This is a genomic window from Actinoallomurus iriomotensis (assembly GCF_030269445.1).
Taxonomy (GTDB): Bacteria; Actinomycetota; Actinomycetes; order Streptosporangiales; family Streptosporangiaceae; genus Actinoallomurus; species Actinoallomurus iriomotensis.
This window is the reverse complement of sequence record NZ_BSTJ01000009.1, coordinates 47,306-66,484: the sequence shown is the minus strand read 5'-3', so window position 1 is coordinate 66,484 and position 19,179 is coordinate 47,306. Positions and strand designations below refer to the sequence as shown.

Below are 19,179 nucleotides of genomic sequence, written 5' to 3'. Positions count from 1 at the left end.
CTCCCGCCGCTCGCCAACACCTTACGACGGCGCTATACGGATTTGAGGCCGCGTCTCAGGGGATCGCCGGTGACGCCCAGCTCCGTACGGGCTGCCTCCATGAGTGCGTATCTCAGCTCCCGCTTCACGGCGGGCTGTTCGGTGGGGTTCCGATCGCGAAGCAGGTCATGCAGGGAGACGGTGTAGTCGTGTGCGGCCTGGGCGAGTTGCGGCGAGCACACGAGTTCGCAGGCCTTCTTGGCCAGCCAGAGGCCATGAAGCCGGTCCCAGATCTCGGCGTCATCAGGCGAACGGTGATCGGAACGTCGGTCCAGAAGTAGCTCCACGCTTTGAGCGGCGGAGAGGAAAGCCAGGATCGCTTCTTTTCTCTCGGTCCGCTCGGCGGTCGACTGCTCGCGTTCCTCCCGGCGCGCGGCGACCCTGGTGGTGAGGTACTGACCGGTGAGAGTGCTGGCGGCTCCGACGGCAACGCCGACCAGGGGCAAGATCGTCGCGGACCAACTCATGGCAGCCATACTCAGGCACATGCGCTAGGGATCGGCCGTTCAGCGGCTATCAGAAATCGGTGAGCGTGAACGTTGATGCGGCCTTCGGCACTGATCCGCTGGTGGAGGCGGCGCAGTGAGGCGTCGTAGCGCTCGACGCTGAAGTCGGGGATTTGCCAGGCCACCATACGCAGGTGATAGATGACGGCGCCGATGTCGTAAAAGGTGAGCACGGGATGCTCCTCGCGCATCAGTGTCAGCCGAAGTCCGGCCGCGGACAGCTCCTTACTCGCCGTACGGAGCGTCCAGCTATCGGGGGCATGCGCGGGTGATGCCCCCAGGGCCTCGTTGAGATCCGCGCAGTCCTCGCTACCGACTTGCTGCGTCAGCAGAACTCCACCAGGGCGCAGCACTCGCCTGACCTCGTGCGCCGCCAGGCTTCCGTGGCGATTCAAGACCAAACCGACCGACGCATCCGGTAATGGCAGCCGGTCCTTGTCGGGTACCGGAACGACGGTGACGCCCAGGGGTTCCAGGCGACGGCGAGCCACGGAAATGTTGGGTGGCCAGCCTTCTGTGGCCCACGTGCGAGGAGGCAATGGCCCGAGCGAAGCCAGCAGTTCACCACCGCCGGTATCCATGTCCAGCAACCGATCGGTGCCGGCGACGTGTGCGCGAGCGAGATCGCGGTACGACCATGACGGCTCCGAGCCCTCGCAGCGCCCGGCCACCCATTCGAAGTCCCATCCCTCGCTCGGAGCGGCCATAGCGGCAACGACCAGTTCGTCGTATCCGGGAACCGTCATGTTCGGAGACTAGAAACAGTCGTCAGACGGAGCAACAACTCAAGTCGGTTCGATGCGGGCAGTTGCGGCGCCGCTACTCGGGCGCGCTCGGCCGATCCGTCACGCCTGGCGCGTCTGCACGGTCCGCGGATGGCTTCGGTGCTGTGCCAGTCTGATGGCGTGTACAAGGAAGCACGCGTTCCGCTGGTGGTCACCTACGACAGCGATGCCGATGCGGCGTACATCTACCTCCAACATCCCGGCACGTCCGACGCTTCGGAACGGATCGTGCCGTTCGATCCCCGCGAGGGCATGTTCAACCTGGACATCGATCACGACGCGCACGTTCTTGGCTTGGAGATCCTCGGTGCCCGCCGGCATCTACCGTCAGCGCTGTTGGAGGCGATACTCCGTCAGGATCAAGCCGAGACCGAAGACCAGTAGGAAGAATCCAGCCTGGCATTCCTTCCTCAACCGGTCCCAGTGTGTTGCGACGGGAATCGAGCCCGCGCTTAGAGCGGCCGGACAGCGACGACGACGGTGCCGCGAGTGCTCTCGTCCCGGTCTAATGGCCCGTTAGTGGCCCGCACGCCCCCGTCCATGATCAGGGCGGGGGCGTCTTGGCTGGTGGAGCCTAGGGGATTTGAACCCCTGACTTCCTGCTTGCAAAGCAGGCGCTCTGCCAACTGAGCTAAGGCCCCTCGTGAAACGTGCTACAGCCTACCGGGAACTCGCCGTGCCGTGGCGACCCCGGGTGGCAGGCAATCTCGGTGCCTGGGGCGATGGCCGTGGTCTGGTCGGAGAGTCGACGCGGTCTGGTCGGCTTCCTACAGGCAGTGCCACTCGCTGTCGGCGCGCCGTCCCCCGTCGTTACGACGGCGGTTTCGGGCCGCCTTGTGGCAGGCCCCTTGGACTCGGATCTCATCCGGCACGGGGGGTGAACGGGTCCTTGCCGGTGATCTCTGTCAGTCGTCGGCGCAGTTCGGCGGTCTCCTCGACGAGCTGGGCCGTGATCTTCTCCTGTCGGGCGAGCCGTTGCGCCAGCTCCGCGACGGTGGTGCCGGCCGCGTCCGTCTCTTCGAGCGGGCCCAGTCTCCGTAGCTCCTCGGCGGCGTCCTCACGGCCGGCCTGGTCGAGCTGTTCGGCCGTGACGCCGACGGCGCGCGCCATTCGGGCGACGGTGTCGGGCGGGCCCGTGACCGGGGCGTAGACGCCTGCGCTGACGGTCTGGTAGCCGCTGACGATGTTGCGCCACCGGTTCTCGCTGATGCCGGCGCGAGGTGCCGCCTTGCGCTGGGAGAGCCCAGAGAGTTTCTGAGCGCGCTCGATCAGCTCGCCCTCAGGGCGTTGCGGCGGTCGCTCACTCATGCCGCACATGGTCGCACACGGTCGCACTAACCGGTCCACTGTCCATCGAGTACCTGCGCGTTCACGTATCCCGAGCCCCCGCAGTGCGACACTCGCCCGCAGCGATCTAGTGCGACCTGTTGACCCGTCGCAACACGTCGCACTACTGTCACCTCCATGCGACACACCCGTAAGCCGCCTAAGCAGCCGCTGGACCACGAGCCGGCCGCTGTGAAGTACGCGCGGGACAACGCGGGGTTGACCCAGGAGCAGGTGGCGAGGCTGTGCGGCGTGTCCCGCACGCTCATCACCGAGATCGAGAACGGCACCCGCAACGCGACCCCACGCATGATCGGCAAGCTCGCCGCCGCCCTGAACTGCCCGCGCGTCGTCCTGGAGCGCAAGCGGCAGCCTGAGCCGGCCGAAGAGGGATACCGCTCACGGAGGATGGCGCCGGTCGGCGCCCAAGCGGCAGGTCGGCCGCTCCCGCCTCCGCCCGCTCCTTCGCGCGGTACGGTTTGGTCAGTGCCCAATCGGCGCGAACGCGACTTGACCCAATAGGTCGTTAACGTCCGGCTCACTGATTGGGGAGGCCCCCGCGCCACCTTTCCAGGGCGCGACGCGAGGGCCCCGCTAGCGGTCCTGGTCTCTGCTTCCCGTCAGAAGCGGGGGCCAGGGCCGTCGCCGAGCAGCCATTCGAGCAGCAGCTTCACGATGAGCCACCACTCGCTGTTCGGCTCCGATCGCCGATGTCTTCCGGCCATCGGCATCACCTTCCTATGGCCACCCGCACGGCGGGGGCCGATCGGACGGCCGATCCTTCACGAGGATCGACTGGCCGACCATCCTTTTCGGTCGGCCAGGCCCGATCCGACCGGAGGACAAGCGGTGGTGATGCGGGATGACCGTACCGAAAAACCCCGCCTGGTCATTGCCGCTCGCGAACATCGGAACATCTCCGGACACAGGCGCGTCCGTGGACGGATGAGCCGCGGCCCGTTCGTCGGGCCTATCTCGGTGCCGGGATCGCGGCGGTCGTACGGAAGATGACGTCCGGGAGGTCGGTGACGTTCTCCAGGACATGCGTCGCGCCCGCCTGCTCCAGCCGGGTGCGGTCATGGGCACCGGTGAGAACGCCGGCGACGATCGACGCGCCGGCGCGGTGGCCGCTCAGGATGTCGTTCGCCGTGTCGCCGCAGACCGCGATGTGACGGACGTCCTCGACCTGGAGGCGCAGCGCCGCGGTGAGGATCATGTCCGGGTACGGACGGCCGCGGCCGCCGGCGTCGTCCGGGCAGATCAGCAGGTCGGCGCGTTTCCACCAACCCAGAGTGTCGATGACGCGGCCCAAGGTGGCGCGGCCGAAGCCCGTCATCAGGCACACGCGGACACCCGCGTCGGCGAGCTTGTCCATGGCGGCCTCGGCACCGGGGATCGGCGTCAGGCCGACCCGGTCGATGACGGAGTCGTACGCGCACTCGAACGCGTGGTTGGCGGCCCGAGCGCGGTCGTCGTCGGAGAAGATCTGCCGGAAGACGGCAAGCTTCGACTGCCCCCGTGCCTCGCGCACGCGGGTCATCGATCCGGTATATGCCCCGGTGCCGGGGACGACTCCTTGCGTGGCCAGCGCCTCGGCGAAGGCCTTCTCGACCACGCCGCCGTCGGCCACGCTCGTACCGGCGAGGTCAAGGCAGGCGAGCGTGATCCGCGCTCTGTCGTCCACGCACGCCCTCCATGCTCCCCGCCGGTATCAAAGTCGTGTCTCAGTTGTCCGCCGACGTCGCCTCGGTCCACAGGTCGAGCTCGGCCCGGTCCTGCTGCAGCCGGCGCCAAACCGCGAAACCACCGAGGGCGACCAGCGCGAGAACGATGAGTTTCTTCACGGTGGGACCCCTTCAAACTGACTGACAGTGCGTCTCGCAGCCTAGCAACCGTTGGCGTGTGCCGGGTGGCTTCCCCCCGCACGCTATCGATCATGAGATTGTCGGCGTTGTCCAACGTAGGGCGGCACATGAGTCGCGGCGGCGAGGACGGCACGAACACTCGTTCGTCCACACCTGTGGATAACTCCCGGCTCTCCGACCACGGCCGTGTCGGGCCTCCCGCCCCTCCCCACACGGTTGTCCACAGACCTGTGGACAACCGTTCGCCCGGACGAAGGCGATGACAGACTGGCGACATGGCGCAGATCCATGAGCATGACCCATCGTGCGCGGTCGCCCACGGCGAGGCACCGAGCGAGACCGCCGATCGTACGCTCGTCGCGGTGTTCGGCTCTCCGGTCGCCGAGTTCCTTCTGAGGTACGGCGCCGACCTGGGATATCGCGGTGTCCTCCTGGAGCCCGACGCGGACCGCGCGGCCGGAGCCGCACCGGACGTCCCGGTCGTCACCACGCCGCCGGACGGGCTCGACGGCACCGCCGATGTCGTGGTCACCGACCACCACCGCCCCGAGCTCGGCCCCGTGCTCCGCGACCTGCTCGCTCACCCGGTCCGCTGGATCGGCGTGATGGGCAACCCCCGCCACCAGGGCCCGCACGTCCAGGCGCTCACCGATCTCGGCGTGTCCGGGGAGGAGATCGCCCGCGTGCACCGGCCGGTGGGTCTGAACATCGGCTCGCGTACGCCGCCGGAGATCGCCCTCGCGACGCTCGCCGGCCTGATCGCGGACCGCAACGGACGCCCCGGCGGCTTCGAGTTCTGACCGCGGCGCCGCCCGTACGCTGCAGGACATGACCGTCCAGCTCATCCGTTCCGCCGATCTGTACGGCGGAGTCGAGTACGCCTACGCCGCCGTCGCCCCACCGGGAGCTCTGATCTTCACCGCGGGCGCATGCCCGCTGGATGAGAGCGGGGCGACGATCGGCCCCGGCGACGTACGGGCCCAGGCGCGCGCGTGCGTCGCGAACCTCACGACCGCTCTGGCCGCCGCGGGCGCCGACCTGGGTGACGTGCTCAAGACGACCGTGTACGTGGCCTCGGCGCGCCGTACGGACCTGACCACCGCCTGGGAGGAGATCCGCACGGCCTTCGGCGAGCACGACGTGCCCAGCACCCTGCTGGGCGTGACCGTCCTCGGGTACACCGATCAGCTCGTCGAACTGGAAGCGGTGGCCCTGCGCCCTGATTCGGCCGTACGGTAATCAACCGGCGAGCGGAAAGGATCACCCCATTCGGCGACGCACAGGTTCATTTCTCTGACCGGCGGGGATGAATTAGTGCGGAAGGGAGACGTCAAATGGGTATTGTTATTGCGGTTCTCCTGCTCGCCCTCATCCTCGGCGGCGTGGGTTTCGCGGTACACGTCCTGTGGTGGATCGCCCTCGCCGTACTGGTGCTCTGGCTGCTCGGCTTCGTCTTCCGCGGACCGGGGACGGCCGGCGGCCCGCGCAGCCGCTGGTATCGCTGGTAGCCCGGCGCGACGCACCAAGAACACAAGAACGCGTCGTCGCCGCGGCCATGCGACGGCGGCGCGTTCATCCGTTTCCCGGAGTAAATGCGACACCCTCCGGTATGCGAATTAACGCCCCCGTATCGGTTAGGGCGACCGCCCCGGGCGCCACATGAAACTATCCGTTCGGCATTTCTCTGGAAATCATCGCCGCGAGCTCGCCCCGCAGATGCCCGGTGTACCAGCCGACCTGAGCGACGCTCGCCGCGTACGCGATCCACAGGACGAACAGGGCCGCCCCGAACTCGACCAGGAGACCCGCGAGGAGGAAGGCGGCCAGGACGGCCGCGTACAGGAGCCGTACGACGCTCTCAGGGGGTCTGCCGCCCGGGAGTGCCCGGTAGGCCAGGTACCAGGCCGCGGCGGCGCCACAGAGCACCAGAACGAAGACGACGACGGTCAGCCACGCGTGCGTGCCCACGTTCCCGCGTGACCCGACGAAGACCAGTGCCACGACGAGCATCGCCGCCCACGCCACGACCGACACCACACCCGGCCACCGCACCACGAGCGAGTACATATCGATGGAGACCCTCCAACCGCTCCGAGAGTTCACCACGCCACGGCCCTGGACGTCGAGAGAAATCCACAGCCTGTGGACAACTCCCGAGGTCCGTCCACGACGCTTACCGCGCGGGAGCCGTTCGGCGGTCCTGGAAGGTAGCAGCCACGGCCGAGAGGCCGCATCAGACGGTCCTGCGGTAGACCTGGCGCGAGCCGCCCTCAGGGCCCGGGTCCGCGGGCTCCGCCGGGGTGAAGCCGAGTCGTTCGTAGAAGGCACGAGCGCCGCCGACGACCGCTCCGGGATGGTCGGGGCCGAAGGTGACGACTTCGACCGTGGCGGGGCTGTGGACGAATCGGCGGAACGCGTCCGCGAGCAGAGCCCGGCCGATGCCCTGGCGCGTGCGTGTTCGGAGACGACGAGCCAGTGCACGTGGTACTTCGGGGGCTTGGCGCCCATGAGCAGCCCGCCCAGGAGTTCGGTCCGGTTGGAGGACACCGCGACGAGGGCCGTCTCCCGGCGGACGTGCTTGTGGACGGCGGCGTGGAAACCAGGATCACCGATCATGGGACCGAACCAGTGCTCGACCTGTGCCGCCAGCCCCACGAAGCCCGGCGCGTCTCGCTCAAGGGCGAGCCTGACGATCACGCGAGCAGTATCGCAGGGACGGGTCCTGCGGGCGTACGCATGGGCGATGCCGGCATCGGGGGCGGTCGCGGCCGGCGGACTTGATCGGAGGTCGTCTCGCTCGGGTGCTGCTCAAGGTGCCCAGGGCAGCCGTACCGCCTCGATCTCGGTGTCGGTCACGAGGGCCTCGACGAGCGGCCCGGGGCCCGCGACTTTGGTGGCCCACAGGTCGTAGTCGGTACAGAGGACCCATGAATGGTCTTCCGCCCAGAGGTTGGACGGGCTGAAGTCGGTGTCGGGGTTGTCATAGAGGATCTCGGCGTCGCCGAGTCGGCCGGCACGTATGTGCAGGTTCTCGAAGTCGATGGCTCCGAGCATGAGCGGGTTGTAGTAAGCCAGACATCGGGTGTCCGCGCCGGCCGGCGCGTGCGCGGTGAGAAGTGCGATCAGTCGATTCCAGGTCTCGCGGTCCAGGCTGCCCTCCGTCGGCGGATGGATGCCGATCGGCCAGCTGCCGTCCTTGCGGGCAGAGGGGAAGCAGCGGTAGGAGGGCAGCGACCCGTCGGGCACCACCGGGTCGCCGCTGCGCTGCGCGAGTTCCGTCCAGCGCAGCCGACGCCAACCGGGACCGGGGTGCTCATTACGGCCCAAGCCCCCTCCGGTGATGATCCCCATGGAATCGAGATCGATGTTCCCGGCGATGTGAGGCTCGGTGCGCCCGGCGTCCAGGCCGTCCCGGTGGTACTCGTCGTAGGACACATCGGTCGGGCCGTTCTCGTGTTCGTACATGGCATTGAGCACCCATGCCGCGTCGGGTAGCGGCGGCGGCATGAATCCGGTGAGACCATCACCGGCGAGGTCCACCAGCCAGTCGGCGGCACCGGCGGACACAAGCGGCCACCGCGTGAACACCAGCGCGGGTATCTCAGACATCCCGCCATGCTTCCACCAGGCGGTCCTGAGCCCCAGGAGCAAGCTGTGTCAGCGAGGACGGGACGGCCGAGCCTTGGACCAGCCGGGCGAAGCCCGGCATCGGGGGTTCCAGGGGGTCGCCCCCTGGGCCAACACAGAAGGCCCCGGCGAAGCCGACCCAAAGGGTCGGCGAGTAGCCGAGGCCAGCACGTGGGCCTGGGTGGACCTGAACCACCGGCCTCATCCTCATCAGTTCGATCATGATCCGAGTGATCAGGCTATGGCCGAGGCCGCTCCGTCCGTCGGCAGCCGTGGTGATCCGAGGATGTCTGCCTCTGTTGCTGTCACCATTGCTGTCATATGGCCGTGCGCTGCACCTGCGTCCGCATGGGGGCTTTGCGCGGGCAGCAGCTGACGCACAATGCAGCCGGCCTTTGGTAGCGGCGGGCACCTACAAACCGTCCTGGAACGGCGGCTTCGTTCTGCACCCCAGGGACGTAACGGGTTCAGTGCGCCATCCTGACGCAAAGCGGCTGACCGGTTGCTGCGGGCCTTCGGGGCTCGACGGACCGAACCGCATCTGTTCTGAGTGTGGAGCCGAGCTCGGTATCGAGGAGTCTGACTGCTGGAAGCCGCAGTTCATCGTGACCCTCCCCGGCGCGGTCAAGATGAGCACGGCTGGCCCCAACTCGGAGCGGGCCGGGTAGGCCCGGAGTGCTACCCGAAGTACCACCCCCGCCGGGCTTCCACCCCAACCACTGACCCTGCCGGAGGCAGGACTGCATGACCTCCGGCATGCGACGGCGTCACTGCTCAAGAGGCTCGGTGTTCCGCCGAGTGATGCGAAAGAGATCCTCGGCCACACGCGCATCTCCGTGACGCTGGAGATCTATACGCACGGCGACAACGCCGGTCACCGCGAGGGACTCGGAAAGCCAGCCGTTGCCGTCAAAAGCCCCCACCGGATATCCGATGGGGGCTTTGACCATGGTGGGCCTAGGTGGACTTGAACCACCGGCCTCATCCTTATCAGGGATGCGCTCTAACCGACTGAGCTATAGGCCCGTGCAGCTGCTCCCGGTCGGGAAGACCAAGAGGCGACGTCGAGAAACAGTACCCGATCGGCACCCCAAACCGGTAATCGTTTGGTCCTCCCGGCGGTGCGCAGTCGCGACTACTGATCGGCCTCCTTGAGGGTGACCTCGACGCCGCCGACCAGATCGGCGGCCATGTTGTAGATCACCGACCAAACCGTGGCCAGGGCCGTGATGAGGAGGACGTTCAGCGTGCCGATCAGGGCGGTGTAGCCGAGGATTCGTGCCGCCGAGAACCAGCTCGCCGGGTTGAGGCTACCGCTCTTGCCCTGGTCGTTGGAGGTCAGGTCGCGGATCGTGCCGGACAGCGCGTCGAAGACGCCCAGCCACGACAGGATCACGTACAGGACCGCGACGGCGACGAACAGCACCAGGAAGCACACCAGCGACATGATGAAGCTGAACTTCATCACTGACCACGGCTCGAACCGGGCCACCTGGAGGTGCGCCTTCCGCGGTGCCTTGCGGCCGGGCTTGTCCGATTTGCGCAGCGCTCCGGTCAGCTTGCCGGTCCGTGAACCGGCCTCGATCGCCGCGGCGCCGGCGTCAGAGCCGGTGCCCGGACCGCCGCCCGGCATGGCCGCGGACGACAGAGAGCCGCTCGACGAGTACGACGGCGTACCGGCCCCCCTGTCGCTGCCATAACTTCGGGGCGTCGTTGATCCCATGCCCGCGCCCCTACCCGAAGTCGGCAAGGACTCCCCACTTTCCTGCGGTTTCTTCCCGGCGTCGTCCCGACTCGACGGCTCGATCGCCCGCTTGCTCGTGCCCGAACCGTCCTTCTTCGCCCGGTCCGACGCGCCGTCTTTCGGCAGCCCGAACGTCGCCGTCCGGTTGCTCTCATCCTCAGACGCAGAGGAAGACGAGGAGGGGAGGGCGTCGATCACCGTCGCGTCGTTGTCGGTCTCCGGCTCGGGCGGAGTGACGTCGCGTACGGTCTCCTCGTTGTTCTTGCCCGCCTTGTCGATGACCGTCTTCTCCGCCTCGTCCGACGCGGAGCCGTCGGTGTCGTCCTTGGCATCCGTCCGAACGGTCACCTCGTCGCTCGGCTGCTTGGCGGCGCTCGCCTTCTTACGCGTGCGGCCGCCCTTGGCATCCGACCCCGTCGAGCGCTGGCCGGGCTTGCCGTCTGCGCCCTTGCCGGCGTTGGCCGTCATATGACCTCCCCGGGAAAGCGACGCATCGCCTGGTGCACGCCCAGGTCACTCACGCGTCGCTCCCTTCCCCGGACCCTGTGTCCGGCTCTGCGTCCGCGTCCTCGATGGACTCTACGTTCCTCGCGATGGCTACGACGCTGTCACCATCGGCGAGGTTCATTAGACGTACCCCCATGGTCGAGCGTCCAGACTGTTTGACACCGGAGGCTCGCGTACGGATTACGCCGCCACTCGCGGTGATGGCATAGACCTCATCGTCAGGCCTGACCATGAGAGCGCCCACCAACCGGCCGCGGGTTTCAACGATCTTAGCGGTCAGAACGCCCTTACCCCCACGACCATGGAGGGGGTACTGGTCCGCGGGGGTGCGCTTGGCGTACCCGCCCTCCGTCGCGACCAGCACATCCTCGCCCTCGCGGACGACGTGCATGTCGAGAACTTCCTGGCCGTCGTCGAAACGCATGCCGATCACACCCGCGGTGGCCCGGCCCATGGGCCGCAGCACGTCGTCGCGGGCGGGGAAGCGGATGGCCTGGGCGCCGCTGCTGACCATGAGCAGGTCTTCCTCGGGGAAGACCAGCCGCGCGGCGATCACCTCGTCGCCCTCTTCTAGGTTGATCGCGATCAGACCGGCCGAACGCGGCGAGTCGTACGCCGACAGGGAGGTCTTCTTGACCCGGCCCTGCTTGGTGCCCAGGACGAGGTACGGCGCGACGCCGTAGTCGCGCAGGTCCATGACCTCGGCGATCTGCTCGTCCGGCTGGAACGCCAGGAGGTTCGCGACGTGCTGGCCGCGCCCGTCGCGGCCGGCCTCGGGCAGTTCGTACGCCTTCGCCCGGTAGACGCGGCCCTTGTTCGTGAAGAACAGGATCCAGTGGTGCGTCGTGGTGACGAAGAAGTGGTCGACGATGTCGTCCTGCTTGAGCTGCGCCCCGCGTACACCCTTGCCGCCGCGCTTCTGCTCCCGGTAAAGGTCGGTCTTGGTGCGCTTGGCGTATCCGCCGCGGGTGATCGTGACGACGACGTCCTCTTCGGCGATGAGGTCCTCCATGGACACGTCGCCGTCGAAGGGGATGATCTGCGTACGGCGCTCGTCGCCGAACTTGTCCACGATCGCGCCGAGCTCCTCGCCGACGATCGTGCGCTGCCGCTCGGGCGAGGCGAGGATGTCGTTGTAGTCCGCGATCTCCGCCATGAGCTTGTCGTACTCGTCGGTGATCTGCTGACGCTCCAGGGCGGCCAGCTTGCGGAGCTGCATGTCGAGGATGGCCTGCGCCTGGATCTCGTCGATCTCCAGGAGCTGCATCAGGCCGGTCTGGGCCTCGGCCGCCGACGGCGACCGGCGGATCAACGCGATGACCTCGTCGATGCGATCGAGCGCCTTGAGCAGCCCGCGCAGGATGTGGGCGCGTTCTTCGGCCTTGCGCAGCAGGAACCGGGTGCGCCGGACGATGACGTCGATCTGGTGGGCGACCCAGTAGCGGACGAACTGGTCGAGGCGCAGCGTGCGCGGCACTCCGTCGACCAGCGCGAGCATGTTCGCGCCGAAGGTCTCCTGGAGCTGCGTGTGCTTGTAGAGGTTGTTGAGGACGACCTTGGCGACCGCGTCGCGCTTGAGCACGATCACGAGCCGCTGGCCCGTACGGCCCGAGGTCTCGTCGCGGACGTCGGCGACCCCGGTGATCTTGCCTTCCTTGACCTGCTCGGCGATCTTGAGGGCGAGGTTGTCCGGGTTGACCTGGTAGGGGAGTTCGCTGACGACCAGGCAGGTGCGGCCCTGGATCTCCTCCACCTCGACGACGGCCCGCATGGTGATCAGGCCGCGGCCCGTGCGGTAGGCCTCCTCGATGCCCCGACGGCCGACGATCAGGCCGTAGGTGGGGAAGTCGGGGCCCTTGATGCGCTCGATCAGCGCGTCGAGCAGCTCCTCGTCGGAGGACTCGTAGTTCTCCAGGTACCACTGGACGCCGGCGGCCACCTCGCGCAGGTTGTGCGGCGGGATGTTGGTCGCCATGCCGACCGCGATGCCGGCCGAGCCGTTGACCAGCAGGTTGGGGAAGCGACTCGGCAGGACCTCGGGCTCCTGCGAGCGACCGTCGTAGTTCGGCGAGAAGTCGACGGTCTCCTTCTCGATGTCGCGCAGCATCTCCATGGCCAGCGGCGCCATGCGGCACTCGGTGTACCGCATGGCCGCGGCCGGGTCGTTGCCCGGAGAGCCGAAGTTGCCGTTGCCGTCGACCAGCGGGTAGCGCAGCGCCCAGGGCTGGGCCAGCCGCACGAGCGCGTCGTAGATCGCGCTGTCGCCGTGCGGGTGGTAGTTACCCATGACGTCACCGACGACGCGGGCGCACTTGAAGTAGCCGCGGTCGGGGCGGTAGCCGCCGTCGTACATGGCGTACAGCACGCGGCGGTGCACCGGCTTGAGGCCGTCGCGGACCTCGGGCAGCGCGCGGGACACGATGACCGACATCGCGTAGTCGAGGTAGCTGCGCTGCATCTCGACCTGGATGTCGACCGGTTCTACCCGATCCTGTGGACCGTCGGGCGGCAGCGTAACGTCCGTCACGAAAGACCTCTTCCAGCTTGTGGCGTACGGGGCGCGGGCGAACCCGCGCCGCCGTCAGATGTCGAGGAAGCGCACGTCCTTGGCGTTGCGCTGGATGAACGAGCGCCGGGCCTCGACGTCTTCACCCATGAGCACGGTGAAGAGCTCGTCGGCCTGGGCGGCGTCGTCGAGGGTGACCTGCAGCAGGATGCGGTTCTCCGGGTCCATGGTGGTGTCCCACAGCTCCGTGGCGTTCATCTCGCCGAGACCCTTGAAGCGCTGGACGCCGTCGCGAGGGCGCGGGTCGCGCTTGCCCGCCGCGATGCCCTGCTCGATCACTGCGTCGCGCTCGCGGTCGGAGTAGGCGTAGTCGGAGTCCTGACCGCGGGCGTCCCACTTGATCTTGTAGAGCGGCGGCTGGGCGAGGTAGACGTGGCCGGCCTCGACCAGGGGCTTCATGAAGCGGAACAGCAGGGTCAGCAGCAGCGTGCGGATGTGCTGGCCGTCGACGTCGGCGTCGGCCATCAGGATGATCTTGTGATACCGCAGCTTCTCGATGTCGAACTCGTCGTGGATGCCGGTGCCCAGGGCGGTGATCATCGCCTGGACCTCGTTGTTCTTCAGGACCCGGTCGATGCGGGCCTTCTCCACGTTGAGGATCTTGCCGCGGATCGGGAGGATCGCCTGGTACTGCGGGTTGCGGCCGCCCTTGGCCGAGCCGCCCGCCGAGTCGCCCTCCACGACGTAGATCTCGCACTTGCCCGGGTCGGTCGACTGGCAGTCCGACAGCTTGCCGGGCAGCGAGGTCGACTCCAGCAGGCTCTTGCGGCGGGTCAGGTCGCGGGCCTGACGGGCGGCGATGCGCGCGCGTGCCGCCTGCGTGGCCTTGTTGATGACCTCTTTGGCCTCGCCGGGGTTGGCGTCGAGCCAGCCGCGCAGGTTCTCGTACATCGCGCGCTGGACGAACGACTTGGCCTCGGTGTTGCCGAGCTTGGTCTTGGTCTGGCCCTCGAACTGCGGGTCGGCCAGCTTGATCGAGATGATCGCGGTCAGACCCTCGCGTACGTCCTCACCGGCGAGGTTGTCGTCCTTGCCCTCACGCAGGAGCTTCTGCTCGCGCGCGTACTTGTTGACGACAGTTGTCAGCGCGGCGCGGAAGCCCTCTTCGTGGGTGCCGCCCTCCGCCGTGTTGATCGTGTTGGCGAAGGTGTGGACGGACTCGGAGTAGGACCCGCTCCACTGCATGGCGACCTCGACCGACATGCCGTCGGTCTCGTCGCTGAAGGCGATCACCGACTGGTGGACGGCTTCCTTCTTGGCGTTGAGGTAGCGGACGAAGTCCTCGATGCCGCCCTCGTAGTGATACGTGACGGTCTTGGGCTCGCCGTTGATGTGCTCGGGCCGCTCGTCGGTCAGCGTGATCGACAGCCCCCGGTTGAGGAAGGCCATCTCCTGCATGCGCCGGCTGAGGGTCTCGAAGTTCCATTCGAGCGTCTCGAAGATCGACCCGTCGGGCCAGAAGGTGATGATGGTGCCGGTCTCGTCGGTCGCCTCGCCCTTGGCCAGCGGACCCTCGGCACCCTGCCAGGTGTAGGACTGACGCCACACGTGGCCGTCGACCCGCACCTCGGCCTCCAGCCGGGTGGACAGTGCGTTCACCACCGCGGAGCCGACACCGTGCAGGCCGCCGGAGACGGCGTAGGACTTGCTGTCGAACTTGCCGCCCGCGTGCAGTGTCGTGAGGACGAGTTCGATCGCCGGCCGCTTCTCGACGGGATGCTCGCCCACGGGGATGCCACGGCCGTTGTCCGTCACGCGGACACCACCGTCGGCGAGCAGTGTCACCGTGATCGCGTCGGCGTATCCGGCGAGAGCCTCGTCGACCGAATTGTCAACGATCTCGTAGACGAGGTGGTGCAGACCACGTTCGCCTGTGGAACCGATGTACATCCCGGGGCGCTTACGGACCGCCTCCAGGCCTTCTAGGACAGTGATCGAGCTAGCGTCGTACGCCAAGTGGAGATCCTCCTGCCGGAGGACACTCGCCGCGCAGCTCCCCGTACAACAAGCGGGGCGCCCGATCCACGGGCGGCCCGCAACGGCGATCGTGTCCTGTATCCGCTCCTATTCTATCCAGACCAGCCCCCTGTCTGGGCCATGAAGAGCGTTGTAAGCGCGTGTGAGCCTCGAAACCGGCCCCTAGGGAATCCCCCTATTGGGTCTGGGGGGTCGCGCGGCGTACGGACGGCGAAATCGTGTCGAGCTTCCGGCTTCCGCGCCGCTGTCAAGTGGTACGCACAAGCTGTGGACAACTCGTCAAGGAACGGTGCTCCGGGCACTCGGGCCCGACCGGCCCAAGGCCCGTTCAGGGGCGCGGGCGGCGTCCGCCGGTCACGCGCAGTCGCCCTCCGCCGCGCTGCCCGCCCGACGGGCCCACGACCTTGACCCGCTGAACGGTGCCGTGGCCCAGGTCCTCGTTGAGGCGCTTGACGAGGTTGGCCGCGAGGAGCCGCACCTGGGTGGCCCAGTTGGCCGAGTCGGCGGCGATCACCAGGACGCCGTCCTCGAACGTCTCAGGCTTGGTGTGTTCGGCCAGCTCGGGACCGACGATCTGCGGCCAGCGGCCGAAGACGCCGCCGACGGCCGCGCGCTCCTGCCAGCCGCGGGCGGCCAGGAGTTCGCGGATCGCGGGCCCGAACGCCGTCGGGTCGCCGCCGCGGCCGGGCTCACGCACCGGCCGGCGCCGCTTCTTCCGCGTCTGCCCCGGCAACGCCCCGCGCTCGCGGGCGTCCGCCTTGGCCTGGGCCAAGGCTTCACGGGCAAGCTCGATACCCGACTTTTCCACAGGCTGTGGATCGCTCGGCTCATCGGACACGGGTGACCTCCCCCTCGGCGACGTCGTAGGCCGCGCCGGTCAGCCGCTCGGGCACGTCGGCGGGCACGGCCGCGGTGATCAGCACCTGCTCGGCGGGCGCGACCAGCTCCGCCAGGCGCTCACGGCGCCCGGTGTCCAGCTCGGCGAACACGTCGTCGAGGATCAGCACCGGGTCGTCGCCGTCCGCGCGGAGCAGCTCGAACGCGGCCAGCCGCAGCGCCAGCGCGAACGACCAGGACTCCCCGTGGCTCGCGTATCCACGGGCCGGCAGGTCACCGAGCTTCAGCAGCAGCTCGTCGCGGTGCGGGCCGACGAGGCTCACCCCGCGCTCCAGCTCGTTGCGCCGCGCCTCCGCCATCGCGGCCAGCAGCTTTTCCCCCAGCTCGGCGCGGTCTGTGGACAACTCCTCGCCGGCCGAGGCGCGGTACTCCAGGTCCGCGACGCCGCCCGGGGCGAGCGCGCCGTACGCCTTGGCCACCAGCGGGCGCAGGGCGGCCACCAGGTCCAGGCGTGCGCCGAGCAGCTCCGCGCCCGTACGCGCCAGATGGGTGTCCCACACGTCCAGCGTGCTGATGACCTCCGGGCCGGGTGCCCGCCGGTGCTGGGCGGCCGACTTCAACAGGGCGTTGCGCTGCTTGAGGACACGGTCGTAGTCGGAGCGCACGCCGGCGAACCTGGGCGCGCGCACGGTCAGCAGCTCGTCCATGAACCGGCGCCGGTCGCCCGGGTCGCCCTTGACCAGCACGAGGTCCTCGGGGGCGAACAGCACGGTCCGCAGCATCCCCAGCACCTCGCGGGGCCGCTGCACCGGCGAGCGGTTCAGCCGGGCGCGGTTCGCGCGGCCCGGGTTGATCTCCAGCTCGATCAGCGCGCGTCGCTCGTCGCGGACCACCCCGGCCCGTACGATCGCCCGTGGCGCGCCCTGCCGGACCAGCGGCGCATCGGTGGACACCCGGTGGCTGCCGTGCAACGCGACATAGCCGACGGCCTCGACGAGGTTGGTCTTGCCGTGGCCGTTCGGCCCGATGAACGCGCTGATCCCCGGATCCAGGGCGATCTCGGCGGACTCATAGGACCGGAAGTCCCGCAGCGTCAGATGGGCGACGTACACCCAGACGAGAGTAGGGCCTGCGCGCCGCGCTCGCCGCACCGACGCGTTGTCCCCAGGCTGTGCACAACCCCGGCCGGTCTGTGGAAACGACGACGCGGGCGGCCGCCCGCTGTGGGGGACCGCCCGCGTCGTGTGTGAATCATGTGTGGATCAGGCCGGCGGGTCGACGTCGGCGCCGGGCGAATCGGCGCCCTTGGCCGTCTCCACCGCATGGCCGCCGAACTGGTTGCGCAGCGCCGCGACCATCTTCATGGCCGGCGACTCGTCCTGCCGGGAGGCGAAGCGCGCGAAGAGCGCGGCCGTGATCACCGGCAGCGGCACGGCGTGATCGATCGCCGCCTGCACCGTCCACCGGCCCTCGCCGGAGTCCTGTGCATAACCCTTGAGCTTGTGCAGTTCCGGGTCGTCCGCCAGCGCCCGGTCGGCCAGGTCGAGCAGCCACGAGCGGATGACGGTGCCCTCACGCCAGCTGTTGAAGGTCGCGGGCACGTTCTTGACCAGGTCGGTGGCCTCGAGCAGCTCCCAGCCCTCGGCGTAGGCCTGCATCATGCCGTACTCGATGCCGTTGTGGACCATCTTGGCGAAGTGGCCGGCGCCGACCTCGCCGGCGTGCACGAAGCCGAAGTCGCCTTCGGGCTTGAGCGCCTCGAAGACCGGCATGAGGCGCTTCACGTTCTCCTCGGAGCCGCCGACCATCAGCGCGTAGCCGTTCTTCAGGCCCCAGACGCCACCGCTGACGCCGACGTCCACGAAGCCGATGCCCTTCTGGTCGAGCAGCTTCGCGTGCTCCTGGTCGTCGACGTAGTGGGAGTTGCCCCCGTCGACGACCAGGTCACCGGGCTCGAGGACATCCGCGAGGCTCTCCACGGTCGCCCGGGTGGCCTCACCGGCCGGGACCATCACCCACACCGCACGTGGCGCGCTGAGCCGGTCGGCGAGCTCCTGGAGCGAGCCGACGTCACTGACCTTCGGATCGCGGTCGTAACCGACGACCGTGTGGCCGGCCCGACGCAGGCGCTCGGCCATGTTGCCGCCCATGCGGCCAAGGCCGATCATCCCCAGTTCCATGTGAGTTCTCCTCAGAAGGGATCCCCTGTCCCCTATGAGCGTAGTGAACCTGTGGATCAGCTCGACAGGCGGATCGGCATGATCAGGTAACGGTAGTCCGGATCGGCGTCGTCGGTCGGTTTGCCGGTCATGACGGCCGGCTTGGTCGACGTGGTCATGGACAGGCGCGCGACGTCGGAGCCGATCGCGCTGAGCCCGTCGAGCAGGAAGTGCGGGTTGAAGGCGACGTCGATGTCCTGGCCCTCCAGCGAGGCACCGAGAACTTCCACAGCCTGTGCATCGTCGCCGCTGCCCGCCTCCAGCACCACCTCGCCCTGCCGGAACGACAGGCGCACGGGGGTGTTCTTCTCGGCGACGAGACCGACGCGCTTGACCGCCTCGGCGAACGGGCCGGTCTCCACCTCCGCGACCGAAGAGGTCTCCTTCGGCCACAGCGACTGGTACTTGACGAACTCCGCGTCGAGGAGCCGCGTGGTCGTACGGCGGCCGCCGCCGTCGAAGCCGATCATGCCTTCGCCGCTGCCGCCGGAGGCGAGGGCGATCGACACCTCGGCGCCGGAGGTCAGGGACTTGGCGGTGTCCGACAGCGTCTTGGCGGGCACCAGGGCGACGGCGGAGATGTCGGGCTGCTCGGGCTTCCACCGGAACTGGCGGACCGCGAGCCGGTAGCGGTCGGTGGAGGCGAGCGTGACGGTCTCACCCTCGATCTCCACCCGCACGCCGGTGAGCATCGGCAGCGTGTCGTCGCGGCCCGCGGCGATGGCCACCTGGGACACCGCGGCGGCGAACTCGTCGCTGCCGACCGTGCCGGCCGCGGGCGGCATCGCCGGGAGGCTCGGGTAGTCCTCCACAGGCATGGTCAGCAGTGTGAACTTCGCCGTGCCGCACTTGAGCGTCACCTTGGCCCCGTCGGTGGTGATCTCGACCGGGTGCGCGGGCAGGCTGCGGGAGATCTCGGCGAGGAGCCGGCCCGACACCAGGGCGGTGCCCGGCTCGTCCGCGTCGATGTCCATCGTCATCTGGGCGGAGACCTCGTAGTCGAACGAGGACAGCTTGAGCGTCTCCCCGGCCTCGATGAGCATGCCGGCGAGCACCGGGACGGGGGGGCGGACCGGCAGTGTGCGCGCGGTCCAGGCAACGGCGTCGGCGAGGACGTCCCTGTCGATGCGGAATTTCACTTTGGACCGTCTCCTGAGGTTTTGATCACCTGGGGTCGTGGG

At 68.4% G+C, this 19,179-nt stretch carries 20 protein-coding genes and 2 tRNA genes; 6 read left to right on the top strand and 16 right to left on the bottom strand.

The annotated features are described in order from the left end of the window. Positions 1 to 32: 32 nt before the first annotated feature. On the bottom strand, positions 33 to 527 hold the full coding sequence (locus QSK37_RS32560; protein WP_285629004.1) for a hypothetical protein: 495 nt from the start codon (positions 525 to 527) through the stop codon (positions 33 to 35). Beyond that, positions 518 to 1,291, bottom strand: a complete 774-nt coding sequence (locus tag QSK37_RS32555; RefSeq protein ID WP_285629002.1) for a class I SAM-dependent methyltransferase — start codon at positions 1,289 to 1,291, stop codon at positions 518 to 520. The genes QSK37_RS32560 and QSK37_RS32555 overlap by 10 nt, the downstream gene beginning before the upstream one ends. A gap of 129 nt (positions 1,292 to 1,420) precedes the next feature. Between QSK37_RS32555 and QSK37_RS32550 the strand changes: the two genes are divergently transcribed. Continuing rightward, entirely contained in the window at positions 1,421 to 1,714 is a 294-nt protein-coding gene (locus QSK37_RS32550) for a DUF2283 domain-containing protein (protein WP_285629000.1), read from the top strand. A gap of 181 nt (positions 1,715 to 1,895) precedes the next feature. Here the strand turns inward: QSK37_RS32550 and QSK37_RS32545 are convergent. Then, positions 1,896 to 1,971, bottom strand: a tRNA-Ala gene (locus tag QSK37_RS32545). A 220-nt stretch (positions 1,972 to 2,191) separates the two neighbouring features. Further along, the gene (locus QSK37_RS32540; protein WP_285628997.1) at positions 2,192 to 2,638 is read right to left on the bottom strand and encodes a helix-turn-helix domain-containing protein; all 447 of its coding nucleotides are present in this window, start codon (positions 2,636 to 2,638) and stop codon (positions 2,192 to 2,194) included. 156 nt (positions 2,639 to 2,794) lie between these two features. Between QSK37_RS32540 and QSK37_RS32535 the strand changes: the two genes are divergently transcribed. After that, positions 2,795 to 3,178 carry a helix-turn-helix domain-containing protein gene (locus QSK37_RS32535; RefSeq protein WP_285628995.1) on the top strand — a complete coding sequence of 128 codons (384 nt, stop codon included), beginning with the start codon at positions 2,795 to 2,797 and terminating at the stop codon, positions 3,176 to 3,178. A 448-nt stretch (positions 3,179 to 3,626) separates the two neighbouring features. On the opposite strand, the gene QSK37_RS32530 is transcribed toward QSK37_RS32535, so the two are convergent. Both QSK37_RS32530 and QSK37_RS32525 read right to left on the bottom strand, forming a co-directional pair. Further along, positions 3,627 to 4,340 carry an HAD family hydrolase gene (locus QSK37_RS32530; protein ID WP_285577358.1) on the bottom strand — a complete coding sequence of 238 codons (714 nt, stop codon included), beginning with the start codon at positions 4,338 to 4,340 and terminating at the stop codon, positions 3,627 to 3,629. A 40-nt stretch (positions 4,341 to 4,380) separates the two neighbouring features. Continuing rightward, positions 4,381 to 4,500, bottom strand: a complete 120-nt coding sequence (locus tag QSK37_RS32525) for a DLW-39 family protein (RefSeq protein WP_285577356.1) — start codon at positions 4,498 to 4,500, stop codon at positions 4,381 to 4,383. 296 nt (positions 4,501 to 4,796) lie between these two features. Here QSK37_RS32525 and QSK37_RS32520 point away from each other — a divergent pair, with 296 nt between their 5' ends. The 3 genes from QSK37_RS32520 (at position 4,797) to QSK37_RS32510 (ending at position 6,029) form a co-directional block, all read left to right on the top strand. Continuing rightward, positions 4,797 to 5,321, top strand: a complete 525-nt coding sequence (locus QSK37_RS32520) for an XdhC family protein (protein WP_285628992.1) — start codon at positions 4,797 to 4,799, stop codon at positions 5,319 to 5,321. Positions 5,322 to 5,349: 28 nt separating this feature from the next. Next, positions 5,350 to 5,760 (top strand): RidA family protein, encoded by a 411-nt coding sequence (locus tag QSK37_RS32515; RefSeq protein ID WP_285628989.1) that lies wholly within the window; start codon positions 5,350 to 5,352, stop codon positions 5,758 to 5,760. A gap of 95 nt (positions 5,761 to 5,855) precedes the next feature. Then, positions 5,856 to 6,029 carry a hydrophobic protein gene (locus QSK37_RS32510; protein ID WP_285577350.1) on the top strand — a complete coding sequence of 58 codons (174 nt, stop codon included), beginning with the start codon at positions 5,856 to 5,858 and terminating at the stop codon, positions 6,027 to 6,029. Between the two features lie 157 nt (positions 6,030 to 6,186). Here QSK37_RS32510 and QSK37_RS32505 read toward each other — a convergent pair whose 3' ends face one another. Together QSK37_RS32505 and QSK37_RS32500 are read right to left on the bottom strand one after the other, a co-directional pair. Continuing rightward, entirely contained in the window at positions 6,187 to 6,588 is a 402-nt protein-coding gene (locus QSK37_RS32505; protein WP_285628986.1) for a hypothetical protein, read from the bottom strand. Between the two features lie 741 nt (positions 6,589 to 7,329). Next, entirely contained in the window at positions 7,330 to 8,172 is an 843-nt protein-coding gene (locus QSK37_RS32500) for a hypothetical protein (RefSeq protein ID WP_285628983.1), read from the bottom strand. Positions 8,173 to 8,867: 695 nt separating this feature from the next. Between QSK37_RS32500 and QSK37_RS51860 the strand changes: the two genes are divergently transcribed. Continuing rightward, positions 8,868 to 9,119 (top strand): tyrosine-type recombinase/integrase, encoded by a 252-nt coding sequence (locus tag QSK37_RS51860; RefSeq protein WP_432705628.1) that lies wholly within the window; start codon positions 8,868 to 8,870, stop codon positions 9,117 to 9,119. Here QSK37_RS51860 and QSK37_RS32495 read toward each other — a convergent pair. The 8 genes from QSK37_RS32495 to dnaN all read right to left on the bottom strand — a co-directional run bounded on the left by QSK37_RS32495 (position 9,098) and on the right by dnaN (position 19,137). After that, positions 9,098 to 9,174 (bottom strand) — tRNA-Ile (locus QSK37_RS32495). The genes QSK37_RS51860 and QSK37_RS32495 overlap by 22 nt on opposite strands. A 109-nt stretch (positions 9,175 to 9,283) precedes the next feature. Continuing rightward, on the bottom strand, positions 9,284 to 10,360 hold the full coding sequence (locus tag QSK37_RS32490) for a DUF3566 domain-containing protein (protein WP_285628981.1): 1,077 nt from the start codon (positions 10,358 to 10,360) through the stop codon (positions 9,284 to 9,286). A 49-nt stretch (positions 10,361 to 10,409) separates the two neighbouring features. Further along, positions 10,410 to 12,926 carry a DNA gyrase subunit A gene (gene gyrA / locus QSK37_RS32485; protein WP_285628978.1) on the bottom strand — a complete coding sequence of 839 codons (2,517 nt, stop codon included), beginning with the start codon at positions 12,924 to 12,926 and terminating at the stop codon, positions 10,410 to 10,412. 54 nt (positions 12,927 to 12,980) lie between these two features. Next, on the bottom strand, positions 12,981 to 14,921 hold the full coding sequence (gene gyrB / locus QSK37_RS32480; RefSeq protein ID WP_285628975.1) for a DNA topoisomerase (ATP-hydrolyzing) subunit B: 1,941 nt from the start codon (positions 14,919 to 14,921) through the stop codon (positions 12,981 to 12,983). Between the two features lie 349 nt (positions 14,922 to 15,270). After that, positions 15,271 to 15,750, bottom strand: coding sequence for a DciA family protein (locus QSK37_RS32475; RefSeq protein ID WP_285628973.1), 480 nt, complete (start codon positions 15,748 to 15,750; stop codon positions 15,271 to 15,273). Between the two features lie 19 nt (positions 15,751 to 15,769). Further along, a complete protein-coding gene (gene recF / locus QSK37_RS32470) occupies positions 15,770 to 16,891 on the bottom strand; it encodes a DNA replication/repair protein RecF (protein WP_285577327.1) in 1,122 nt (373 codons plus the stop codon). Between the two features lie 150 nt (positions 16,892 to 17,041). Next, a complete protein-coding gene (gene gnd / locus QSK37_RS32465) occupies positions 17,042 to 17,959 on the bottom strand; it encodes a phosphogluconate dehydrogenase (NAD(+)-dependent, decarboxylating) (RefSeq protein ID WP_285628970.1) in 918 nt (305 codons plus the stop codon). A gap of 56 nt (positions 17,960 to 18,015) precedes the next feature. After that, entirely contained in the window at positions 18,016 to 19,137 is a 1,122-nt protein-coding gene (dnaN, locus tag QSK37_RS32460; RefSeq protein WP_285628967.1) for a DNA polymerase III subunit beta, read from the bottom strand. Between the last annotated feature and the right edge of the window lie 42 nt (positions 19,138 to 19,179).